Origin of the sequence: Marinomonas sp. 5E14-1 (genome assembly GCF_039939215.1) — a bacterium.
Classification (GTDB): domain Bacteria; phylum Pseudomonadota; class Gammaproteobacteria; order Pseudomonadales; family Marinomonadaceae; genus Marinomonas.
On record NZ_JBDXMW010000003.1, the window covers coordinates 202,832 to 220,910 of the forward strand.

The following is an 18,079-nucleotide window of genomic DNA, read 5'->3' on the forward strand; positions in this document are numbered from 1 at the left end:
AACTTTACTTGGACAGACCTCTTGCATTTCTAACAAGGCACTATTACCCAAGCAATGATAGGGTTTTCATAACCATCTTCGCGCTTATATTCTCGATAACCTGCCGATTTGGCTGCGCCAATTAGATATGTGTTATCTTTTAATTTAATCACTGTTGCTGTCGCACCTTTTTCTTCCAATTCCACTAAATCAATAGAAGGTAAAAACGTATCTCCCACAACATATTCCTCTGAAGTGCTGGCAATCACTAAACCTTGCTCTGTTGTAAACAAAGCTTTAGAACCCATTTTTATTTCACCGTTTTCTCGTGGTAAAACATCATTAAGAATAGCGGAGAACTCAACACTGGAATCGAAGACAATGCCAATCCCCCCGATAATCGTATTATGGTCCTTTACATCACGTAATGCGGCATTATAAATATAAGTAGATTCTCCTTGATAAGAATCGAAAGCAACAAATGGTGACACGGAATATTCATATATTGAATCATGTTGAAATACGGATTGAGCACCTGAGTTACTTTCTATAGGTTGACCAATTTTTTCGTTATATTGATCGCCTGAAAACGCCACATAATGCCCCTGTTTATCATAGACATACAAGGTATGATAGACGGTATAAAGAGAGTGTATTTTACTTAAAGTCTGTTCGATGCTTTCTCTATCTATTTTTGAAGCGGACAGAGCTGTACGCAATAAACTACTTAATCCCCACCAACGACAATCATTCGCTCGTTCAAATAAATTACGATCCATAATATCTACAGCCAAACTTGCTTGTAAACGTATGGCATTTAATTGCGCTGAAATAATAGTCGAAAATAAAGATTCGATGGAATGGTCAAATATATTGTCTATATCTTGGCCAATTTTTTTAATTGCCTCTAAAACAGGCATGAACTCTACCGCATCCTCTCGTGCTGCTGTGATAATACCATTTAACACAATTAATTGAAGATCATCATTAATCAGCACTGATTGACGACGAATACCAAACAAATCGGCTGAAATAAGGCCTGTAAAATCATTCAATAAGCCTGTTTGATGTTTTTTATTGTCTACACCATTATCACCTTCCATTTGATCAAGAGGTAACAAAGACGCCATATGCCAATTCTCTGGCCCAGCATAATCTTGATAAGCCTGTCCTTTTGCACATATTTCAATCATCTTTCTACCATTGAATGTGATCATTCTTGGGGCTGTTTCTAGAGAAAGCTTTGGCACATCGCCCAAATTGCTAAATTCAGGAGCAAAAATCATTTCTCCCGCACCATTAAGAAGCGCAAAGTGACTATCTTCATCTTCTAACAAAAGTCGATCAACAATACCCTCTAACTCATTTTGAAAACGGAAACAAAGAACAATAACACCGACTACCATGCCTCCATCAAGTACGGCATTAGCGTATAAAAGATGGTTCTCCGAATCTCCTATTAATTGGGTTTTACCAAAGTATTCAACATAATCATCTGGTTCATTTATTGCCTGCCTAATAATAGAATCCTGTATTTTTTCTATTCGATTAGGCTGACTCAATTGAAAAATCAACTCACCATCAGGTGTTAACAACATTGCATCTTGATAAACCGAATAAATATTTATATAAGCTCTCAAACGATGCTCAATAAAAGCCCTATCTTCTTCATTTATTTGAGTGTTTTTTAAAAATTGAACAACATCATAGTCTGTTGATAAGAAACCTATGTCTGCGGTTCGCTCAAATAAGTTACGAATTAATACATCAATGGCCATCTGACAGCGCGAGGTATTTTGGAGAAGGGTTTTACGTACCTGCTCATTGATTAAACTTTCAATCAGTCGGTCTTGCAAATTATTGAATTGCCCAAGTGTGTTATCCATATCTTGCAAAATCGTTGAGGCAACTTCAAAACTGTTTATCTTTCCAATAAGCGCTATTTTTTCCCACCAAGTACTTAGTGACTTTAACCCTTGATCATAACGATCAATATTTTTAATCACACGTTTCATGGTTTCCTGATGAGAAGAAAGAAAAGCATCCACTATTTTGCACCTACAGCTAGATAAAGATATTTCACTACAGCAAAGAACACACCAAAACCCCCGTCAATTAGAAAGTTTCTTTAAAAAAACCATAACAATGATAAATGTTAATCGAACAGTAATTAATAGTGAAAAATAACGAACCAAATTCATAACATAAACAATAAAAAAGAGGCGTTTTTCGCGCCCCTTTTTCTTTCGCGTATCACCAAAAAATTAAACTTTAAATTTATCACTAATACTTTTAATTGCTTGTGCCTGCTCTTCTAATAAAGACATTTGTTCTGTTGTTTGGCTTGATTCATATCCGATGTTTTCAGCAAGCTCAGCAATACCCACAACATTTTTAGCGATATCCGTTGCCACTTCTGATTGCTGATAAGCCGCCGTTGAAACCTGCACATTCATTTGAGTCAGATTCTTAATCGATTCCGTGCTGGAATGAATAATCTCACTGATTTTCGCCATGGCCTCAACAACCATTTCACGGCGCTGGAGAGAACCATGCATATCTTCTGTTGCCTTTAATGCACTGGCTTGCAACTTCTCTAGAATGTCCTTAATTTCAACCGTACTTTGCTGACTACGTTGCGCCAAACCTCGGACCTCATCCGCAACAACCGCAAAACCTCGTCCCTGTTCACCCGCTCTTGCGGCTTCAATAGCAGCGTTCAAAGCCAGCAAGTTAGTTTGTTCAGAAATACCTTGAATCACTCCTAACGCTGTATTGATTTCGTCAACATTTCCACCCAGTACATGAATAGATTCTTCAACCGTGTTCAATACAGAGCTCAACTCATCTAATTGACGGCTCGACAATTGAACTTGCTGCAAGACCTCTTGAATCTCAAGCTCTGTATTTTCCGCAGAGCGTTTAGTCGATTCAGCATTTCCAGCGATCTCATTAGAGTTTGCCTTCATTTCTTCGATAGCACTTGCAACCAGATTTGTCTCGTTAATTTGTCGGTCTGATACTTGCGCTAACTTTTCCCTTTGCTCGTTTGACTTTACTGAGATTGATAACAAGCTGTCACTAGAACTTTTTAGGTAACTAATATCTATCGCCATGCTATCTAAGAAAGCGTTAAAGTCTGTCGAGATATTATTCAAAATATCGATGGAGCTTGCTGGTAGCTTTTTCGTTAGATCACCTTGCCCACCAGCGAGCTTTTTCACTGCATCGCCCAATTTTGCCAACGGACCTAAAACAGTTTGAGTAGATAAAAGCACAATGGCAGTCAACACACCGAAAACAACAGCTAAGATACCAAACGCAAACCATTGGCTCTCTTGTTGAATTCCACCTACAGAATCCTGAATATTAGACACAATTTTTTCAGCACCATCGATGTAAAAACCTGTTCCAATAACCAGATCCCACTTCTGAACATAAACCCCGTAACCATATTTTTTACTTGATTCTGTCTCACCCGGCTTAGGAAAATAAAATTGGCTAAAGCCATCCTCTTTCATTGCCGAATTGATAATATCTTGAATTAACAAATTTCCTTGAGAGTCTTTTAAATCAAACAAATTAACATTGATTTTTGCTCCTGCGCCATGCATCAGCCTCATACCATCCGTAGCGTAAGCATATAAATAGCCGTTCCCGCCATCGTACTTATAGGTATTTAAAAGCGCCAACCCTGCTGCCATCCCTTCTTTGCCAGGTTTATTAATTTCTGGTTGGATGATACTGATAGCAGAATCCAAAACAGTCACAAGACGATTTTTTTCTGTTTCAATTGTTGCATTTTCAACCAATCTAGAAACACCATCATTAACTCTATTTAATGTATTCATTTGAGTGATAGCGCTAATCAAAGCGATTAACAAAAAAGGCCCAAACGACAGAAGGTAAATTCTCAATTTGAGTGACTTAAACATATAAAAATTCCTTACAATTACAATAAAACATAGCTCATCTAAATTAAGTTGCGGCAAGTTCCCCTATGAGGACCGTCTCACACTAACGTAAAGATAGCAGAGGAAAGTAACCTCTCCTAGCAATGTAGTAAAAAATACCTTTCCAGAAAGCAGATTAGTGTGAGTCAGAAAACACCAGACACTCATATTTTAAAACTGAGGCATAACTTAGAGCGGCTAATATACTTATCCAAAAAGCTGACCACAAATAAGAATTGTTCTTTCAAATTCTCACACACAAAAAGCGACAGAGTCTCTATTGACCATGAAAATGTCATTTATATGCAATCAACCCTATCGAAAAGTACCAACAAGTATTAAAATCTGCGCAAATCCCCTACCCCTTCGTTAAGGATCTTTAATGACTTTGTCGACCAGTCAGTCAAGCAATGTCGTAGTTGTTAGTAACTCTTCAGATAACCCATTCGCTATTGATGTTGCATATGCAATGGGTCAATACGATGACATTGCTGATTTAATCAGTATGAAGCAATTCATGAACTCTGAATTCTGCCCTAGATTTATTTCAGATGAAGCCGACTTCGAAAACATAGGCCGTAAGCTAAAAGATAAATCCGTCATTATCGTCAGTACTGGCAGCCACATTAAAAGCCGCCAAGAACTGGCAATGGCGAATTTGATTATTGCTCGTGCAGCTAAAGAGAATGGCGCTGCTCGCGTTATTCTAGTAGAGCCAGATTTGTTCTACAGCGCACAAGATCGCGGCCCTCATAAAAGCCTAGGTGAAACCAACTTCGAACGAGATATTAACGATATTAAGAAGTTCGACGGCCAACCGTTTACGGCCAAGCTTTACGCTCAAATGCTGAAACTGTCAGGTGTAGACACTGTGATGACCATTCACAATCACTCTGATTCCGTACAGAAGATTTTTACAGAAGTGTTTGAAGGGGACTTCCACAACCTCATTCCCTATGAGATTTACGCTCATTACTTGCTGAATTCAGACATTTTGCATTACGGCGAAGATGGCGAAGGCTTAGTTCTTTGCGCACCAGACAAAGGCGCTCGAGACTTTGTAAAAGAAATGTTTAACCGTCTTGGCTTGAGCAAAGCCAAGTTCATCATGCTAGATAAAGAACGTACCGCTGAACGTAAAGTAGAAATAACACTTCACAAAGAAAGCGAACACACGTTTGATGGTTTAGATGGCGCAAGTATTATCTTATTCGATGACATGGTTCGTACCGGCTCAACAGTCGTTAAATCTTGCCAATTTTTGAAGCAAATTAACCCACAACGTATGGTATTTGCTGTATCTCATTTTTACGCCAGTGATGAAGGTCGAGAAAGAATGGCACACCCAGCCTTAGGTGAAATCTTAACCTTGAATACACTACCAACCATTTTAAACCGAGATGAGCAAGGTAGACTACGTAAGAAAATGGTCGTTCTGAAAGTAGAGAAATGGCTAGCTCAAGAACTATGCAATATTCTTGATCTACCAAATACTCAGGAGCCGAATCCATACAAAATCGATATGTCTTCTAAGAACCCTCGCTTTAAACGCAAAATTTGGTTCAGTGAAGAGCTACACGAGCTTCAACCAAAATAAAAAAACGCCCAGTCACTCCAACAGGTGACTGGGCGTTTTATATTTATCATTAAGACTTAAAAGCCTTCTATCACGCACGAAACGACAATAAAAGTATGTCTTTTATTTTTCGCTCTAACTCCACACCAGCCACTTCAAAATCCTCGCGCTCAACCTTGTATAAAAATGGCTGAACACTCCTTAGCTTTTTAATTGCTTTTGGATCTTCTGCTAGTAATACGGCTACATAGGAAAAAGCATCATAGTAAGAGAACGCCTGTTCACGCAAAGCATTCAAGTAAGAATCGACTGTACCTTCACCAAAAACTTGCTTAATCGCTGTAATAGCTCCAAAGACAGCAACACCTTCACAAAGCGCGGGTACTTTCTGCTCTCCAGAACCTAGAGGATAAAGACCCCTGACCATTTCTTGAACCAAATCCGCCAATAGCATGACATCATTTGTGAAGCTTCTTGCAGGCATTTGAACCTTATAACGATAAGGTTCGTCAGCACATTCAAACACCACTGTCGGCTTGGTAATATTATCCAGTACATCAAAGCCATCAAACTTTGCTTCCGCTACAGCCTCACCAAAAAGAAACTCAACAGCAGGCAACCAAGCCATACGAAGCTTTTCTAATTTTTCGACCTGTATAGATTGAGAATCTGCCACAACCTTTTCCTTCTCTCTACTTTTATTAGGCCGAACCTTACCATAACCACGCTCCCCAAGCAGATAAAATTCAGTTGCTTATCAAATGTAACCCCTCTTTCTGAGACTAGAAGGCATCATTTAATTTACGCTCAACTTAGATATGTTAGAATCATTGACCATACCAGCCGCAAGAGCGGTGGTTTAAGGAAAGCCTTTTTTACAATTAAGCTTTCATTACTCATTATTATTTAGGAGATTAAACCATGCGTCTTAATACGCTTAAAATCGGATTAGCGGCATTGTTTGCAGCTTTACCTGCTCTTGCCTTGGCTCACGCTGGTCACGAACACTCTTCCAGTTTCATGACTGGTTTTATGCACCCTATCGGTGGTCTTGACCATTTATTGGCTATGTTGGCAGTTGGTATTTGGGCTGCAAATCTCGGTGGTCGTGCTTTGTTTACCGTACCTTTGGCGTTCGTTGGCGCTATGTTAATTGGTGGCGGCATGGCTGTTGCTGGAATACAGGTTCCATTTATTGAACAAGGCATTTTGTTATCTGTTATCTTGATGGGCGCTCTATTAGTTGGTAGCACTCGCTTCCCAACGGCAGCTTGTGCTCTAGTGGCTGGCTCATTTGCTTTGTTTCATGGTGCTGCTCACGGCTTGGAAATGCCGTTGAATGCAAATGGCGCTTTGTACGCATTAGGTTTTGCTTCTGCAACTGCTCTATTGCACCTTATTGGTCTTGGCTTTGGTAGTCTCATTGCTCGTTTACAAATAAACGTTGCAACACGCATTACTGGTGGTGTTATTGCGCTGACAGGTTTGTTCCTAGCAATCGCATAATTTCTATGAAGCGCCATAAAATACATTTTTCTATACAAAAGCTTTATGGCGCTTCATATTTGTAATAATCAAGTTATTAAACTTCGCAACCACGTCATTCAACTTACAAAAGTTTCCATTAAACCTTTATCCTCTTAACATTCATGACATCTACTTACAAAATATGAAATATTAGTACAAGGTTTATAGCTATCATTTACGTATAAATTTTAAACAAATTTAAAGCAGGGACTGGATTGAAAGAATTAAAAACAACAAAGTTGTTTGCTATTTTTATTGCATGCACTGCTTTTATTAGCATTGTGGCATTAGGTGGGTATTGGACTCATTCAATAAATAAAACAGCAATCAACCAACAGACTTCCACATTGAGTAGCCTATCTCGTTCGCAAGCTGCTTATTTGGAGCGTCGTTTATCTACTGCTTTTACTGCAACCCAAATTTTAGCCTATGAAATAGAACATCATAATGGGTCATTTGATTGGTTTGATGAATACTCAGAAACACTTTTAAATTCAATTGACGGTATTGAAAGCTTACAGCTCGCTCAAGACGCCATTATCAATAAAATATTTCCTTTAGAAGGGAATGAAACGGCTATTGGTCTTAACATCCTATCCAATACGCAATATAAAGAAGAAGCTCTATCTGCCATTAAGGCCCGTAAACGCATTAGTGTTGGACCTGTGAAGCTTGTACAAGGCGGCATTGCTGTCATAAGTCGTACGCCTGTCTATCTTTATAGAGGCACTCAAAGAGAAATTTTTTGGGGGTTCGCTTCCGCTGTTATTAATCTCAACAAGTTAATTGAAGCAACTCAACTCAAAGAACTGATTAATGAAGGCTACAGATACAATCTCTCAAGAATTAACATCATTTCTGGCCAAGAAGTTATATTATCGCAATCCGAGCAACCTCTTACAGAAGTTCAAGCCTCTGCTGACCTTATTATTCCTGCTGGCCAATGGAAGCTTACCATCAGCAAACAAATGGAAGAGCAACTACTCAATAGAAATATAACAGGTTATTCTATTAGCCTTTTAATGGCCATCATCATTGCCATTGGACTGTATCTAATATTGATACAGCCCCAGCGCCTCAGAATCTTGGTTAAAGAAAAAACAAAAGAATTAGAAGAGCTTGCTTACAAAGACCCTTTAACTGGTTTACCAAATCGTCGCTACTTACAAAATTATTTACCAGATGCTCTATATAAAATTCAAAAGCATCAAAAGACCTCTGCTTTTATCTATTTTGATTTAGATAACTTTAAGCGCATAAACGACACCCTTGGACATGATGTAGGAGATCAAATCCTAGCTATAGTGGCAAACCATCTCAACAAACTAAAAAGCGACTCTAGCCTAGTTATACGTTTAGGTGGTGATGAATTCGGAATCATTCTGAACAATATTCAGAGCTATGAAGAAGCGGCAGAGTACGCAAACACAATATTAGACAATATAAAGGAACCCATTGTTATTAATAACAATAAGTTCACGCTAACAACATCACTTGGCATTGCCATGATCCCAGAACACGGGCATGACCTTGTCACTATAATGCAAAACTCTGATATGGCATTATACCAAGCCAAACTAGAAGGTAAAAACCAATATGCTTTTTACAACGAAAGCATGAGAATGAATACTTATGCACAAATGCAAAATGAATATGATTTAGACCAAGCAATACGGGAAAATGAGTTTGAGCTATATTACCAGCCCCAGTTCGACCTAAATACAAACAAAGTATGCGCAGCCGAAGCATTGATTCGCTGGAATCACCCAGAAAAAGGACTGGTTTTTCCAGATCACTTTATTCCTCTTGCCGAGAACTCAGGAAAAATCGTTGAGCTAGGCTACTGGATTTTAGAAAATGCCATCGCTTACCAAGCCAAACGCAAGCGTGATGGACAACCAGAAATTTTACTGCATATTAATTTATCTTCTAAGCAGATTTCTGACTCTAACCTTATTCAATTTGTCCAAGAATTACTTCTAAAATATCAAGTGCCAGCATCTTCTCTTGGCTTTGAGATTACAGAAACATTGATACTTGAAGATCTAAAACTAGCTAAAATCGTTCTGCAAACCTTCAAAAACATGGGGATATGCATTGCTATTGATGATTTTGGCACAGGCTATTCATCGCTTGCACAACTTAAGCACTTACCAGTTAACTTACTCAAGATTGATCGCAGCTTTGTCATGGATTTGGAACATGACATTAACGATAAAAAAATCATCGAAGCCATTATCGCCATGGCACATAAACTACACATAAAAGTGTTAGCTGAAGGGATAGAGACTAAATCACAATGGGAGATGCTTGAGTCTTTCCATTGCAATTTAGGTCAAGGCTATTATGTCAGTAAAGCCGTGTCTGGGTCTGATTTTTACAAGATCCCTCTAACAATAAAGCACCAAACATCTAATATCTCTATTTAATTGCACTTTATTAAAGTAACAAATCTTAAAAAGCCCCAAGTACAAATGTACTTAGGGCTTTTTAAGATTATCTAACACCTATATTAAGACGCTAAACAAATCGCACGTCCATGATTATGAGATTCAACAAGCTCTTTATGCAAACTGCAAATCGCTTTTTCATAGTCTTCTTCATCAACGACAAATTGCATATCTACTTGGCGCATAGATTGGTGCATAGCCAAGACATTAACCTCTTGCTCTGCAATCGCTTTTACTGCTTTTGCCAACATACCAGTCGTCTTCATGTCACTACCAATCGCAGACACAATCGCCACTTTACGTTGGGTGATCTCGGCACCTTCAAAGCGCTCTTGTAGAACCTGCATAACACGCTTTAGGATTTTTAAGTTAATCGCTAAATAGTTTGTTATGGTGTTAGCGTTAATATCTTTAGCAATAATATGGACATTAAACTGGCTCAGCACTTTAAGAATCGCCATATCAAATTTATCGATATCGCCCGCCATTTCTTGATCAAATATTTCAACCGCAAACACTCCTCGACAACCAGCGATGATCTCAACACAAGGCGCATCACTAACATAATCACCTGTGATTAAAGTGCCAGTGTGATCTGGTTCGAAGGTATTTTTAACACGAAGAGAAATATTGCTCTGACGCAAGCCTTTAGCCGCTTTAGGGTGAATCGCTTCCATTCCAAGGTTAGCAAGCTGATCCGCTACATCATAGTTAGTACGACCAATTGGCACCGCTTTGGTTTCGCCAACCAAACGAGGGTCCGCACTGCTCAAGTGAAATTCTTTGTGAATCACCGCTTCGCGTGCTTCTGTTAAGACGGCAATACGACTAAAGGTCATTTCACTGTAACCGCGGTCGAATGTAGACATTAGGCCAGTCTCACTATGAGCATAGCCCGTAGCAATAGGTAACTCTTTATGCAAATCAACATCTTTAAATGCATCAACAATACGCTCATCAAGCGACATTTGACTTGGACTGTTCCAGCCAGTCAAATCAACAAAAACAGCATTCACACCGTCTCGCTTTAATAAATGCGCAGTATTCCACGCACTGTGTGCTTCACCAATACTTGCTAGCATTTCTCGTACTGTTGCAAGATGCTCGCTAATTGAGAAGTGTCCATGCTGACAAAGACGATATAAGTCTTCAAGACACTCTTGAGCATCTTTTAAACGCTCAAGTAAAAAAGCATCCGCTTGATCGCGTAACTCGCCCGCATCAAACAGGCTATGGTTGATCTCAAGCATGGCTGTGCGCACTTCTTCTAATGCTGGCAACCAATGGTTCTGCTGACGATCATAAGCAAACAAAGCATATACACCAGCGTCACCTGTTTTCTTATGTTCCAACAATTTATCTGTCATGCCAGCATAAGCAGACACCACAAAAATTCGCTGATACATACTATGTGCTTGAGTCGGTTTAAAAATGATATTATCTCTAACCGAACGGTAATCGCTCATAGACGTACCGCCGATCTTTTCAACTGTGTGCTGTCCCATTACTTACCCAACTCTTAAAAGGTCTAGAAGCGAAAAAATACGTTATTCGCTCAGAATAAAAAATGATCGCTATAGTGTCATAATAGTGCAAAAAACTTAAGCACTTTTGTATGAATTGCACTCAAATAGTCCAAATTTTTCTTCTAGAATTTCATACGCCCCTTCGGCATGATGAACTTCCTTTCCGGTAATTGGTGAATCAATCACGCAAGCCAACTTCAACTATTTAAACGCTCTTAATGTATGAGTGTCATGCTTATCTAAAGCATACTCAACACTCGATTTGATCGAATATTTCTGTCCAGTTTCACTGCTTTCACCTTCAATGCAATACACAGATTCAAGGTGGTTTTGATAATGCATGTCGAAGTCTTTACCTTCAGAAGTCATCGTAATATGAAAAGAAAAACCTGTTACCTTCTTTTAATAAAAGTCGAGTATTTTTCGAATTTTGCTCTATAAAAGCACGCCTGTTGGTTAACAGACGTGTTCTTATCGTTAATCTTTAAAATGTCATACCTGCCGCGCCACAGTGATGCGAGTTCCCCGTAATAGACAACGCGCCTAATCTACAACCGTGAAAGCCATTGGTAAGACAGTATTGGCTATCGGTGCATTAGACACGATTGTGGCTTTGGTCGCAGGTTTGGCTATTTTCCCAATCATTTTTGCCAACAATATGGATCCAGCTGCAGGACCAGGGTTGATGTTTATGTCCTTGCCTGTGGCGTTCGGACAAATGCCTTTCGGTCAATTATTCGGTGTATTGTTCTTTGTCTTGGTCGGTATTGCCGCTTGGACTTCAGCCATTTCTCTATTAGAGCCAACCGTTGCTTTCTTGGTTGAAAAATTTGAAATGAAACGTACTTCCGCGTCTATTCTTCTTGGTTCAGGTGTGTGGGCGTTAGGCTTAGCTTGCTTAGGATCATTCAATGTCATCTCCGATGTTACTTTTTTCGGTAAGAATACATTTGATTTATTAGACTATATTACTGCCAACATAATGTTGCCATTAGGCGGCATCTTGATCGCATTGTTTGCCGGCTGGGTAGTAAAAGACAAGTTTGCTCAGGACGAGCTAGAACTATCAGACACAGTATTTAAACTTTGGAAAATTTCGATGAAATTTACAGCGCCAGTTGCTGTCGCTATTGTTTTATATTTCCTTCTGTTCCCTATGTCTTGATTTGAGTTCTTCATCACCCACTAAAGTTCTCTTTAGTGGGTGTTTTGAAGATTCCAGATCACTCAATAAACCTACATAGATCTTAAAGCGTAACTCTCTCCTGCAGATTGAAATGTCTTAGTAATAGCCGCTTCAGCGTCTGAATAAAATGACTGAGCATTTGACCCTTTTGCTTCTTTTAGTTTTTGAAATTTATTCCAAAATACTTCGTGGAAGTAAAACGCCACAGTATTAATTGCTGGCTCCACAATAGCAACCAAGCCACCAACAATAAAGCTTCCTGTAATCAAGTAAGCCACAGTGAAGGCAATTGAAAAGTGCATAACAGCGAATGTAATAGTTTTAATCATTTGAATCTCCTCGTTTAATTCAATAAAGATATTAAATGAGAAAACAAAATAACCAAAATGTATTATTAGTATTTATCTGATAGTTTTTTATTAAATGCGTTTTATAAAGCTGCTTACCCCTTCTAACGCTTTGGAATACACTTCCACATCACCTTGCATGGTTATATTTAATTCATGGGCAGCCAGCCAGAAACCTGCGCCTACTGCTGTAACAGGCTTTTCCCATTGCTGCATTTGTGAGATGAGATCCAACGACTTCGAAGCCTGTTCGTTTTCGCAAAATACCAATATAGATTGCACATCAACACCTTCAACTAGGTGAGACCAATCATCTGCTTGCTGAGCGTTTGGCACAACTCGACAAGATATTCCCTTATCTAACAACATAGCAGCTGCCATATAACACCAAAGCACTCGCCGAGACATCAAACCTGTAATCAACACCTTAGGCGAACGCTTTACTTGGGATCGAAAATTATTTGTTCGTGCAACCAGACACGACAGAATAACGGACTCGCAGAATACTAATGCCGCTCCTTTGCCTAACTTTTCAAAACTGGGCAGCAACCAGTCTCGCACAGCAATGTCTGCGGGATACTGCGAAAATACCTGCTGATAAAGCTGCTCTATTTTTTCCTCTTGAAAGCCTTGCGATGCTTTTAACAAAGACGTCTGCCTATCTAACCACTCACTTGATGGCGAAACACCCTCAACGGCCGTTCCTTGGTCTAACAAAGCACGCACCTTACTTACCGCAACACCTTGCTGAATCCAACGCAGTATCCCTTCCACACGCTGCACATCGCCTTGGTCATAAAGGCGATGACCTTTCTTTGTTCGTTTTGGTTTCAATAACCCATAACGACGTTCCCAAGCACGTAAAGTGACTGAGTTCACACCGGTCTTCAAAGACAACTCTCTAATAGGGAAGTAAGAAGAACAGTCTAAAACAAGAGATTCATCCAACACATCTGATGCGTCGACATTAGCCACTTCTTCATTCTGGCTTGATTGACTCATATTCATTTCCAATAAATATCAACACTAAAAACAGAGATAAACACAATAAAACCCATTGTGACCTAAACTTATTCAACAGGCAAAAACTATACAAATATTTTTTTGTACAATAAATTTGCCTTTATTGTACAAGTTTCTATATTGTATAAGAAAGACATCAAAGAGAGCGGAGCAATATCATTATGAGCACACAGACAAGAGACAAGAGTGAAGCGCCCATCTTTGATATTGCCATTGTTGGTGCAGGCCTAGCCGGAAGCTTATCTGCTCATCTATTATCAGAATCTGGCTACAAGGTATGCGTTATAGAAAAAGGCCGTGGAAGCGGTGGTCGAGCAAGCAGCAAAAGAATCGCGGACGACATCAGCTGTGATCTAGGCACCCCTTTTATCTATGCACATCAACCAGAGTCAAAAGAAATATTGGAAAAGCTAGTAAAAGAAAATATTGCAACGCCGTGGAAACAATGTAGCAAGCCAGATGCCCAAGCCTTTGTTGGTGTACCAAAAATGAGTGCAATTACTCGTCATTGGCTAAGTCAATCGACATTTATTACGGAAACACGAATCCATCATATAGAGCAGGTTCACAGTGATAACAACCAACCAACTTGGTTGCTAAGAGACGATAAATACCAAAAAGTGGTTCATGCTAAAAAAATCATCATCACGGCACCAGCACCACAAGCCGCGATGATATTGGCCACCCATGCTGATTTAACCGTTCTATTGTTAAGAGCAAATCAAGCAAGCAAAACATCTCAGCCACAATGGGCCATGTGGTTAGAAGCAAGCAGCAGCGAACTGAATGCTTTAATCGAATTCAATCAAGGCCCTATTGCTCGCATGATAAAAGATAACCATAAACCTATGCGTAAAGGCGACGATACTGACCGCTGGGTTATTCAAGCTGATACAAAATGGACAAGTGAGCATCTCGACTCAGATAAAGAAAAAATCACTCAGACACTTCTTCAAGCATTTTCAGAGCATACAGAACAGAGAGCGATAAAACATGGCCAGCCACATAGATGGTTATTAAGCCGATTTGAACAAAACAAAGATAATCAACCTTTTGCCTGGTCACCCGAACACAATATTGGATTGGCTGGCGATTGGTTATTTCAAGGCGATGCTGAAGGTGCCATTTTAAGCGCCTTCTTCCTCACAAATGCAATAAAAGACAACCGTTGAACTATCCATTTATTTTTAGTTAACAACTCATCTTTTGGAGAATAAACATGCCATTATTTCATACACCAGATCAGCTAGAACAAAAAATACCAGTTGGAATCAGCGCTTGCTTGTTAGGAGACAATGTCCGTTTTAATGGCGGACACAGCAACTCAGACTATTGCAATAAAATACTGACTGACTATTTTGAGTACCAAAAATTTTGCCCAGAAGTAGCGGCTGGATTTGGCACGCCTCGCCCAACATTGCGCTTAGAAGGTGATCCAAATGACCCTAGAATGGTCTTCACAAAACAAACAGACAAAAACGTCTCAGATGTTTTTATGTCCAGCTCAAGCGCATACCTTGAAAAGCTCTCTCACCTTGATGGCTACATTGTGATGAAAAACTCACCAAGCTGTGGCTTAGAGCGAATTAAGGTGTACCAAGAAAATGGGCATCCTCATATGCAAAGAAGTGCCGGCCTTTTCACTAAAGAGCTGCAAAAACGCTACCCACTTTTGCCAATCGAAGAAGACGGCCGCCTGAATGATTCAAAGTTAAGAGAGAACTTTTTGCTTCGAGTATTTACCCACCATGACTTCCGTCACAGTGTCGGCGAATCAACTAAAATGAGAGACCTAATAGCATTTCATAGCCGATACAAATACATGGTGATGGCACATTCTCAACCAGTATATCGCCAACTTGGCCGCCTACTTTCTGGGAACGACCCAAGACCAGTGAGCGAATTAAGAAACGCGTACTTTGAAAGATTAATGACAACATTATCTAAACCAGCACAGCGCAAAAATCACTGTAACGTATTGATGCATTTAATTGGTTATCTAAAACATGCTGTCGATGTTTCGGTACGAAAAGACATTATCAATGTGGTCGAACAGTATCGACGTGGAGAAGTGAATCTAGCGACACCAATGACGCTACTTCAACATTATTTAAAGCATTACGGCAGCGAATACATCAACCAACAAAGCTACTTTACTCCGTACCCAACGCCATTAGGTATTCGCAACACTATTTAGTAAAGCATCGAATAGCAGGACTCAGACACCGAATGAAAATTGAACACCTAGTTTGGCTAAGGAACGATCTCCGCAGCATAGATAATCCAGCGCTTTACCATGCATCCAAGCAAGGTAAAGTAGCTGTTGTTATTGCAATCACACCGCAACAATGGAAAGAGCATAACGAATCTGATGCAAAAACAGGCTTGCGAGCAGGCTTGATTCAAGCACTAAGTGAGTCTTTTGCTGCGCTTGGAATTACATTACATCTCATTCATGCCGAAAATTTTTCACAGCTTCCAGATAAAATAACGGAGCTCTGCTTAGAAAATGGCATCAAGCACCTTTGGTTCAACCATGATTTACCTGTGCATGAACAACAAAGAGACCAAGCCGTTTTTGAAGCACTAAAAGAACACAATATTGCGGCACATATTCAACCTGCAGACTTGATTGCTCCTCAAGCTGTATTAAGCCAACAAGGCACACCCTTTAAAGTCTTCACGCCTTTTTTTAAACGCTGGGTTACGCTATTAGCTCAACAAGACATCACACCATTTCCAGCCCCTGAGCCTCAATCCGATCCGATAGAACCTATCTTACTAGACTTTAATTGGAGCAAACCATTCAGGGAAGATTTATGGCCAGCAGACCAAGACATTGCCAAACAACGTCTTTGGCAGTTTTGCCATCATAAAGAGCGCCATTATCAAAATGGCAGAGATTACCCGATACAGCCCGCTACCAGCACCATCTCGCCTTACCTCGCATTAGGTGCATTAGGACCAAGACAATGTTTAGAAGCTATTTTTTATACGTGTGACCAAGAAGAAAGAGATTGGCAAGACAGCATTTGGTTAAAAGAACTGGCGTGGCGAGACTTTTATCGTCAGCTAATGGGACACTTCCCTTTGCTGTCCATGAATCAACCATTTAAACCAGACACCAATCTATTACGTTGGCGAAACGATCAAGATGAGTTTCACGCATGGTGCGAAGGCAGAACAGGATTCCCTATCGTAGATGCCGCCATGAGACAGCTCAATCAGACTGGTTGGATGCATAATCGCCTTAGAATGATCACAGCAAGCTTTCTTACCAAGTTGCTTTTTGCTGATTGGCGAAAAGGCGAAGCGTATTTTATGAACAAGCTGATTGACGGTGAATTTTCAGCAAATAATGGCGGCTGGCAATGGAGTGCATCAACTGGATGTGATGCTGTACCTTATTTCCGAGTTTTTAACCCAACAAGGCAATCTGAAACTTACGATAAAACAGGGGAATTCATTAAACGCTTTGTACCAGAACTCGCCGAACTAGACTCAAAATCCATACATAATCCGAGTTCAGAACAAAGAGCCAAATATCATTACCCAGAACCTATTGTGGATTATAAATCTGCTAGATTGGCTGCTATTACTGCCTTTGACGAGTTAAAAAACCTTCCATAACCCCCTTTTGGTCTAGAGGAAAAACACGCGACAACAAAGTTTTTCCTCTAGACCTTTCTAATACCGAAAACCCTATCTATACTTTGAACTCTAATAGACTTAAACTTAGCGCGATAAACGCTTTCGAAAAGCAATTTCTACAACACTTTCTGGACCCTCTTATCGTTATGTCTGATTCACAACACCTACATGATGTACTTGTTAATTTACGACGCATTATCCGAGCAACGGATTTGCAATCAAAGCGCGTTGTTAAAGCCTGCGGCCTAACCATTCCACAAATTATGGTGCTGCGCTCTATTGAAGAGCTTGGTGACGTAACTGTAAGACGTATTTCAGACAGCGTTTCGTTAAGTCAGGCAACTGTTACAACTATCTTAAATCGTTTAGAAGACAGAAAATTCGTAGAGCGAGTAAGAGCACAAAAAGACAAACGCATTGTTAATGCTCGATTAACAAATTTAGGGCAAGACATACTGAAAACAGCACCACCATTGTTACATGAGAAATTCATTGATGAATTTGAGTCATTAGACGACTGGGAACAAACTCAAGTACTTTCTTCGTTACAACGTATAGCAGTTATGATGGATGCAGAATCTCTGGATGCGGCCCCTTTACTCGTTATTAATTCTCCTAATGCGTAATCATTACAAAGCGTTAATAAAAGGCATTTGAATAACATTCTCCATTAGTATAAGAGTCTAAAAAAGATACTTTTTTGGATTTTCATACTAAAAGCGTCATTTTTTTGCCTTATTTTACAATAAGCCCCTCTGAACCCTCTTCTTATCTAATCACTTTTTTCATTGGTCTATAATTAAAATGCTTTTAAATACTAGGTTTCAAAGAAGCCTTACTCGTTTTTCCGTGATTTGTCAG

15 protein-coding genes are annotated in these 18,079 nt (G+C 39.6%); 8 read left to right on the top strand and 7 right to left on the bottom strand.

The window, feature by feature from the left end:
• Positions 1-29 precede the first annotated feature (29 nt).
• Positions 30-2,027, bottom strand: a complete 1,998-nt coding sequence (locus ABFY09_RS03950; protein ID WP_347982994.1) for a cache domain-containing protein — start codon at positions 2,025-2,027, stop codon at positions 30-32.
• Between the two features lie 216 nt (positions 2,028-2,243).
• Positions 2,244-3,914: a methyl-accepting chemotaxis protein gene (locus tag ABFY09_RS03955; protein WP_347982995.1), complete on the bottom strand. Its 1,671-nt coding sequence runs from the start codon at positions 3,912-3,914 to the stop codon at positions 2,244-2,246.
• A gap of 400 nt (positions 3,915-4,314) precedes the next feature.
• Between ABFY09_RS03955 and ABFY09_RS03960 the strand changes: the two genes are divergently transcribed.
• Positions 4,315-5,529 carry a phosphoribosyltransferase family protein gene (locus ABFY09_RS03960; protein WP_347982996.1) on the top strand — a complete coding sequence of 405 codons (1,215 nt, stop codon included), beginning with the start codon at positions 4,315-4,317 and terminating at the stop codon, positions 5,527-5,529.
• Positions 5,530-5,599: 70 nt separating this feature from the next.
• Here the strand turns inward: ABFY09_RS03960 and ABFY09_RS03965 are convergent, their stop codons facing one another.
• Entirely contained in the window at positions 5,600-6,184 is a 585-nt protein-coding gene (locus tag ABFY09_RS03965) for a hypothetical protein (RefSeq protein WP_347982997.1), read from the bottom strand.
• Positions 6,185-6,429: 245 nt separating this feature from the next.
• Here ABFY09_RS03965 and ABFY09_RS03970 point away from each other — a divergent pair, with 245 nt between their 5' ends.
• Complete coding sequence (locus tag ABFY09_RS03970) at positions 6,430-7,014, top strand: HupE/UreJ family protein (protein ID WP_347982998.1); 585 nt, start codon at positions 6,430-6,432, stop codon at positions 7,012-7,014.
• 236 nt (positions 7,015-7,250) lie between these two features.
• Entirely contained in the window at positions 7,251-9,464 is a 2,214-nt protein-coding gene (locus tag ABFY09_RS03975; RefSeq protein ID WP_347982999.1) for an EAL domain-containing protein, read from the top strand.
• Positions 9,465-9,547: 83 nt separating this feature from the next.
• Here the strand turns inward: ABFY09_RS03975 and ABFY09_RS03980 are convergent, their stop codons facing one another.
• Both ABFY09_RS03980 and ABFY09_RS03985 read right to left on the bottom strand, forming a co-directional pair.
• Entirely contained in the window at positions 9,548-10,990 is a 1,443-nt protein-coding gene (locus tag ABFY09_RS03980; protein ID WP_347983000.1) for an aspartate kinase, read from the bottom strand.
• Positions 10,991-11,212: 222 nt separating this feature from the next.
• Positions 11,213-11,353 (bottom strand): ectoine synthase, encoded by a 141-nt coding sequence (locus ABFY09_RS03985; RefSeq protein WP_347983001.1) that lies wholly within the window; start codon positions 11,351-11,353, stop codon positions 11,213-11,215.
• Positions 11,354-11,567: 214 nt separating this feature from the next.
• Between ABFY09_RS03985 and ABFY09_RS03990 the strand changes: the two genes are divergently transcribed.
• A complete protein-coding gene (locus tag ABFY09_RS03990; protein WP_347983002.1) occupies positions 11,568-12,176 on the top strand; it encodes a hypothetical protein in 609 nt (202 codons plus the stop codon).
• A gap of 71 nt (positions 12,177-12,247) precedes the next feature.
• On the opposite strand, the gene ABFY09_RS03995 is transcribed toward ABFY09_RS03990, so the two are convergent.
• Both ABFY09_RS03995 and ABFY09_RS04000 read right to left on the bottom strand, forming a co-directional pair.
• Positions 12,248-12,526, bottom strand: a complete 279-nt coding sequence (locus ABFY09_RS03995; protein ID WP_347983003.1) for a DUF2061 domain-containing protein — start codon at positions 12,524-12,526, stop codon at positions 12,248-12,250.
• A gap of 90 nt (positions 12,527-12,616) precedes the next feature.
• Positions 12,617-13,546: a MerR family transcriptional regulator gene (locus ABFY09_RS04000; protein WP_347983004.1), complete on the bottom strand. Its 930-nt coding sequence runs from the start codon at positions 13,544-13,546 to the stop codon at positions 12,617-12,619.
• Between the two features lie 182 nt (positions 13,547-13,728).
• Here ABFY09_RS04000 and ABFY09_RS04005 point away from each other — a divergent pair, with 182 nt between their 5' ends.
• From ABFY09_RS04005 to ABFY09_RS04020, 4 genes are all read left to right on the top strand, one after another.
• Entirely contained in the window at positions 13,729-14,739 is a 1,011-nt protein-coding gene (locus tag ABFY09_RS04005; protein WP_347983005.1) for an FAD-dependent oxidoreductase, read from the top strand.
• 47 nt (positions 14,740-14,786) lie between these two features.
• Positions 14,787-15,764 (top strand): DUF1722 domain-containing protein, encoded by a 978-nt coding sequence (locus ABFY09_RS04010; protein WP_347983006.1) that lies wholly within the window; start codon positions 14,787-14,789, stop codon positions 15,762-15,764.
• A gap of 32 nt (positions 15,765-15,796) precedes the next feature.
• Entirely contained in the window at positions 15,797-17,197 is a 1,401-nt protein-coding gene (phrB, locus tag ABFY09_RS04015) for a deoxyribodipyrimidine photo-lyase (protein WP_347983007.1), read from the top strand.
• Between the two features lie 167 nt (positions 17,198-17,364).
• Complete coding sequence (locus ABFY09_RS04020; protein ID WP_347983008.1) at positions 17,365-17,844, top strand: MarR family transcriptional regulator; 480 nt, start codon at positions 17,365-17,367, stop codon at positions 17,842-17,844.
• Positions 17,845-18,079: the final 235 nt, after the last annotated feature.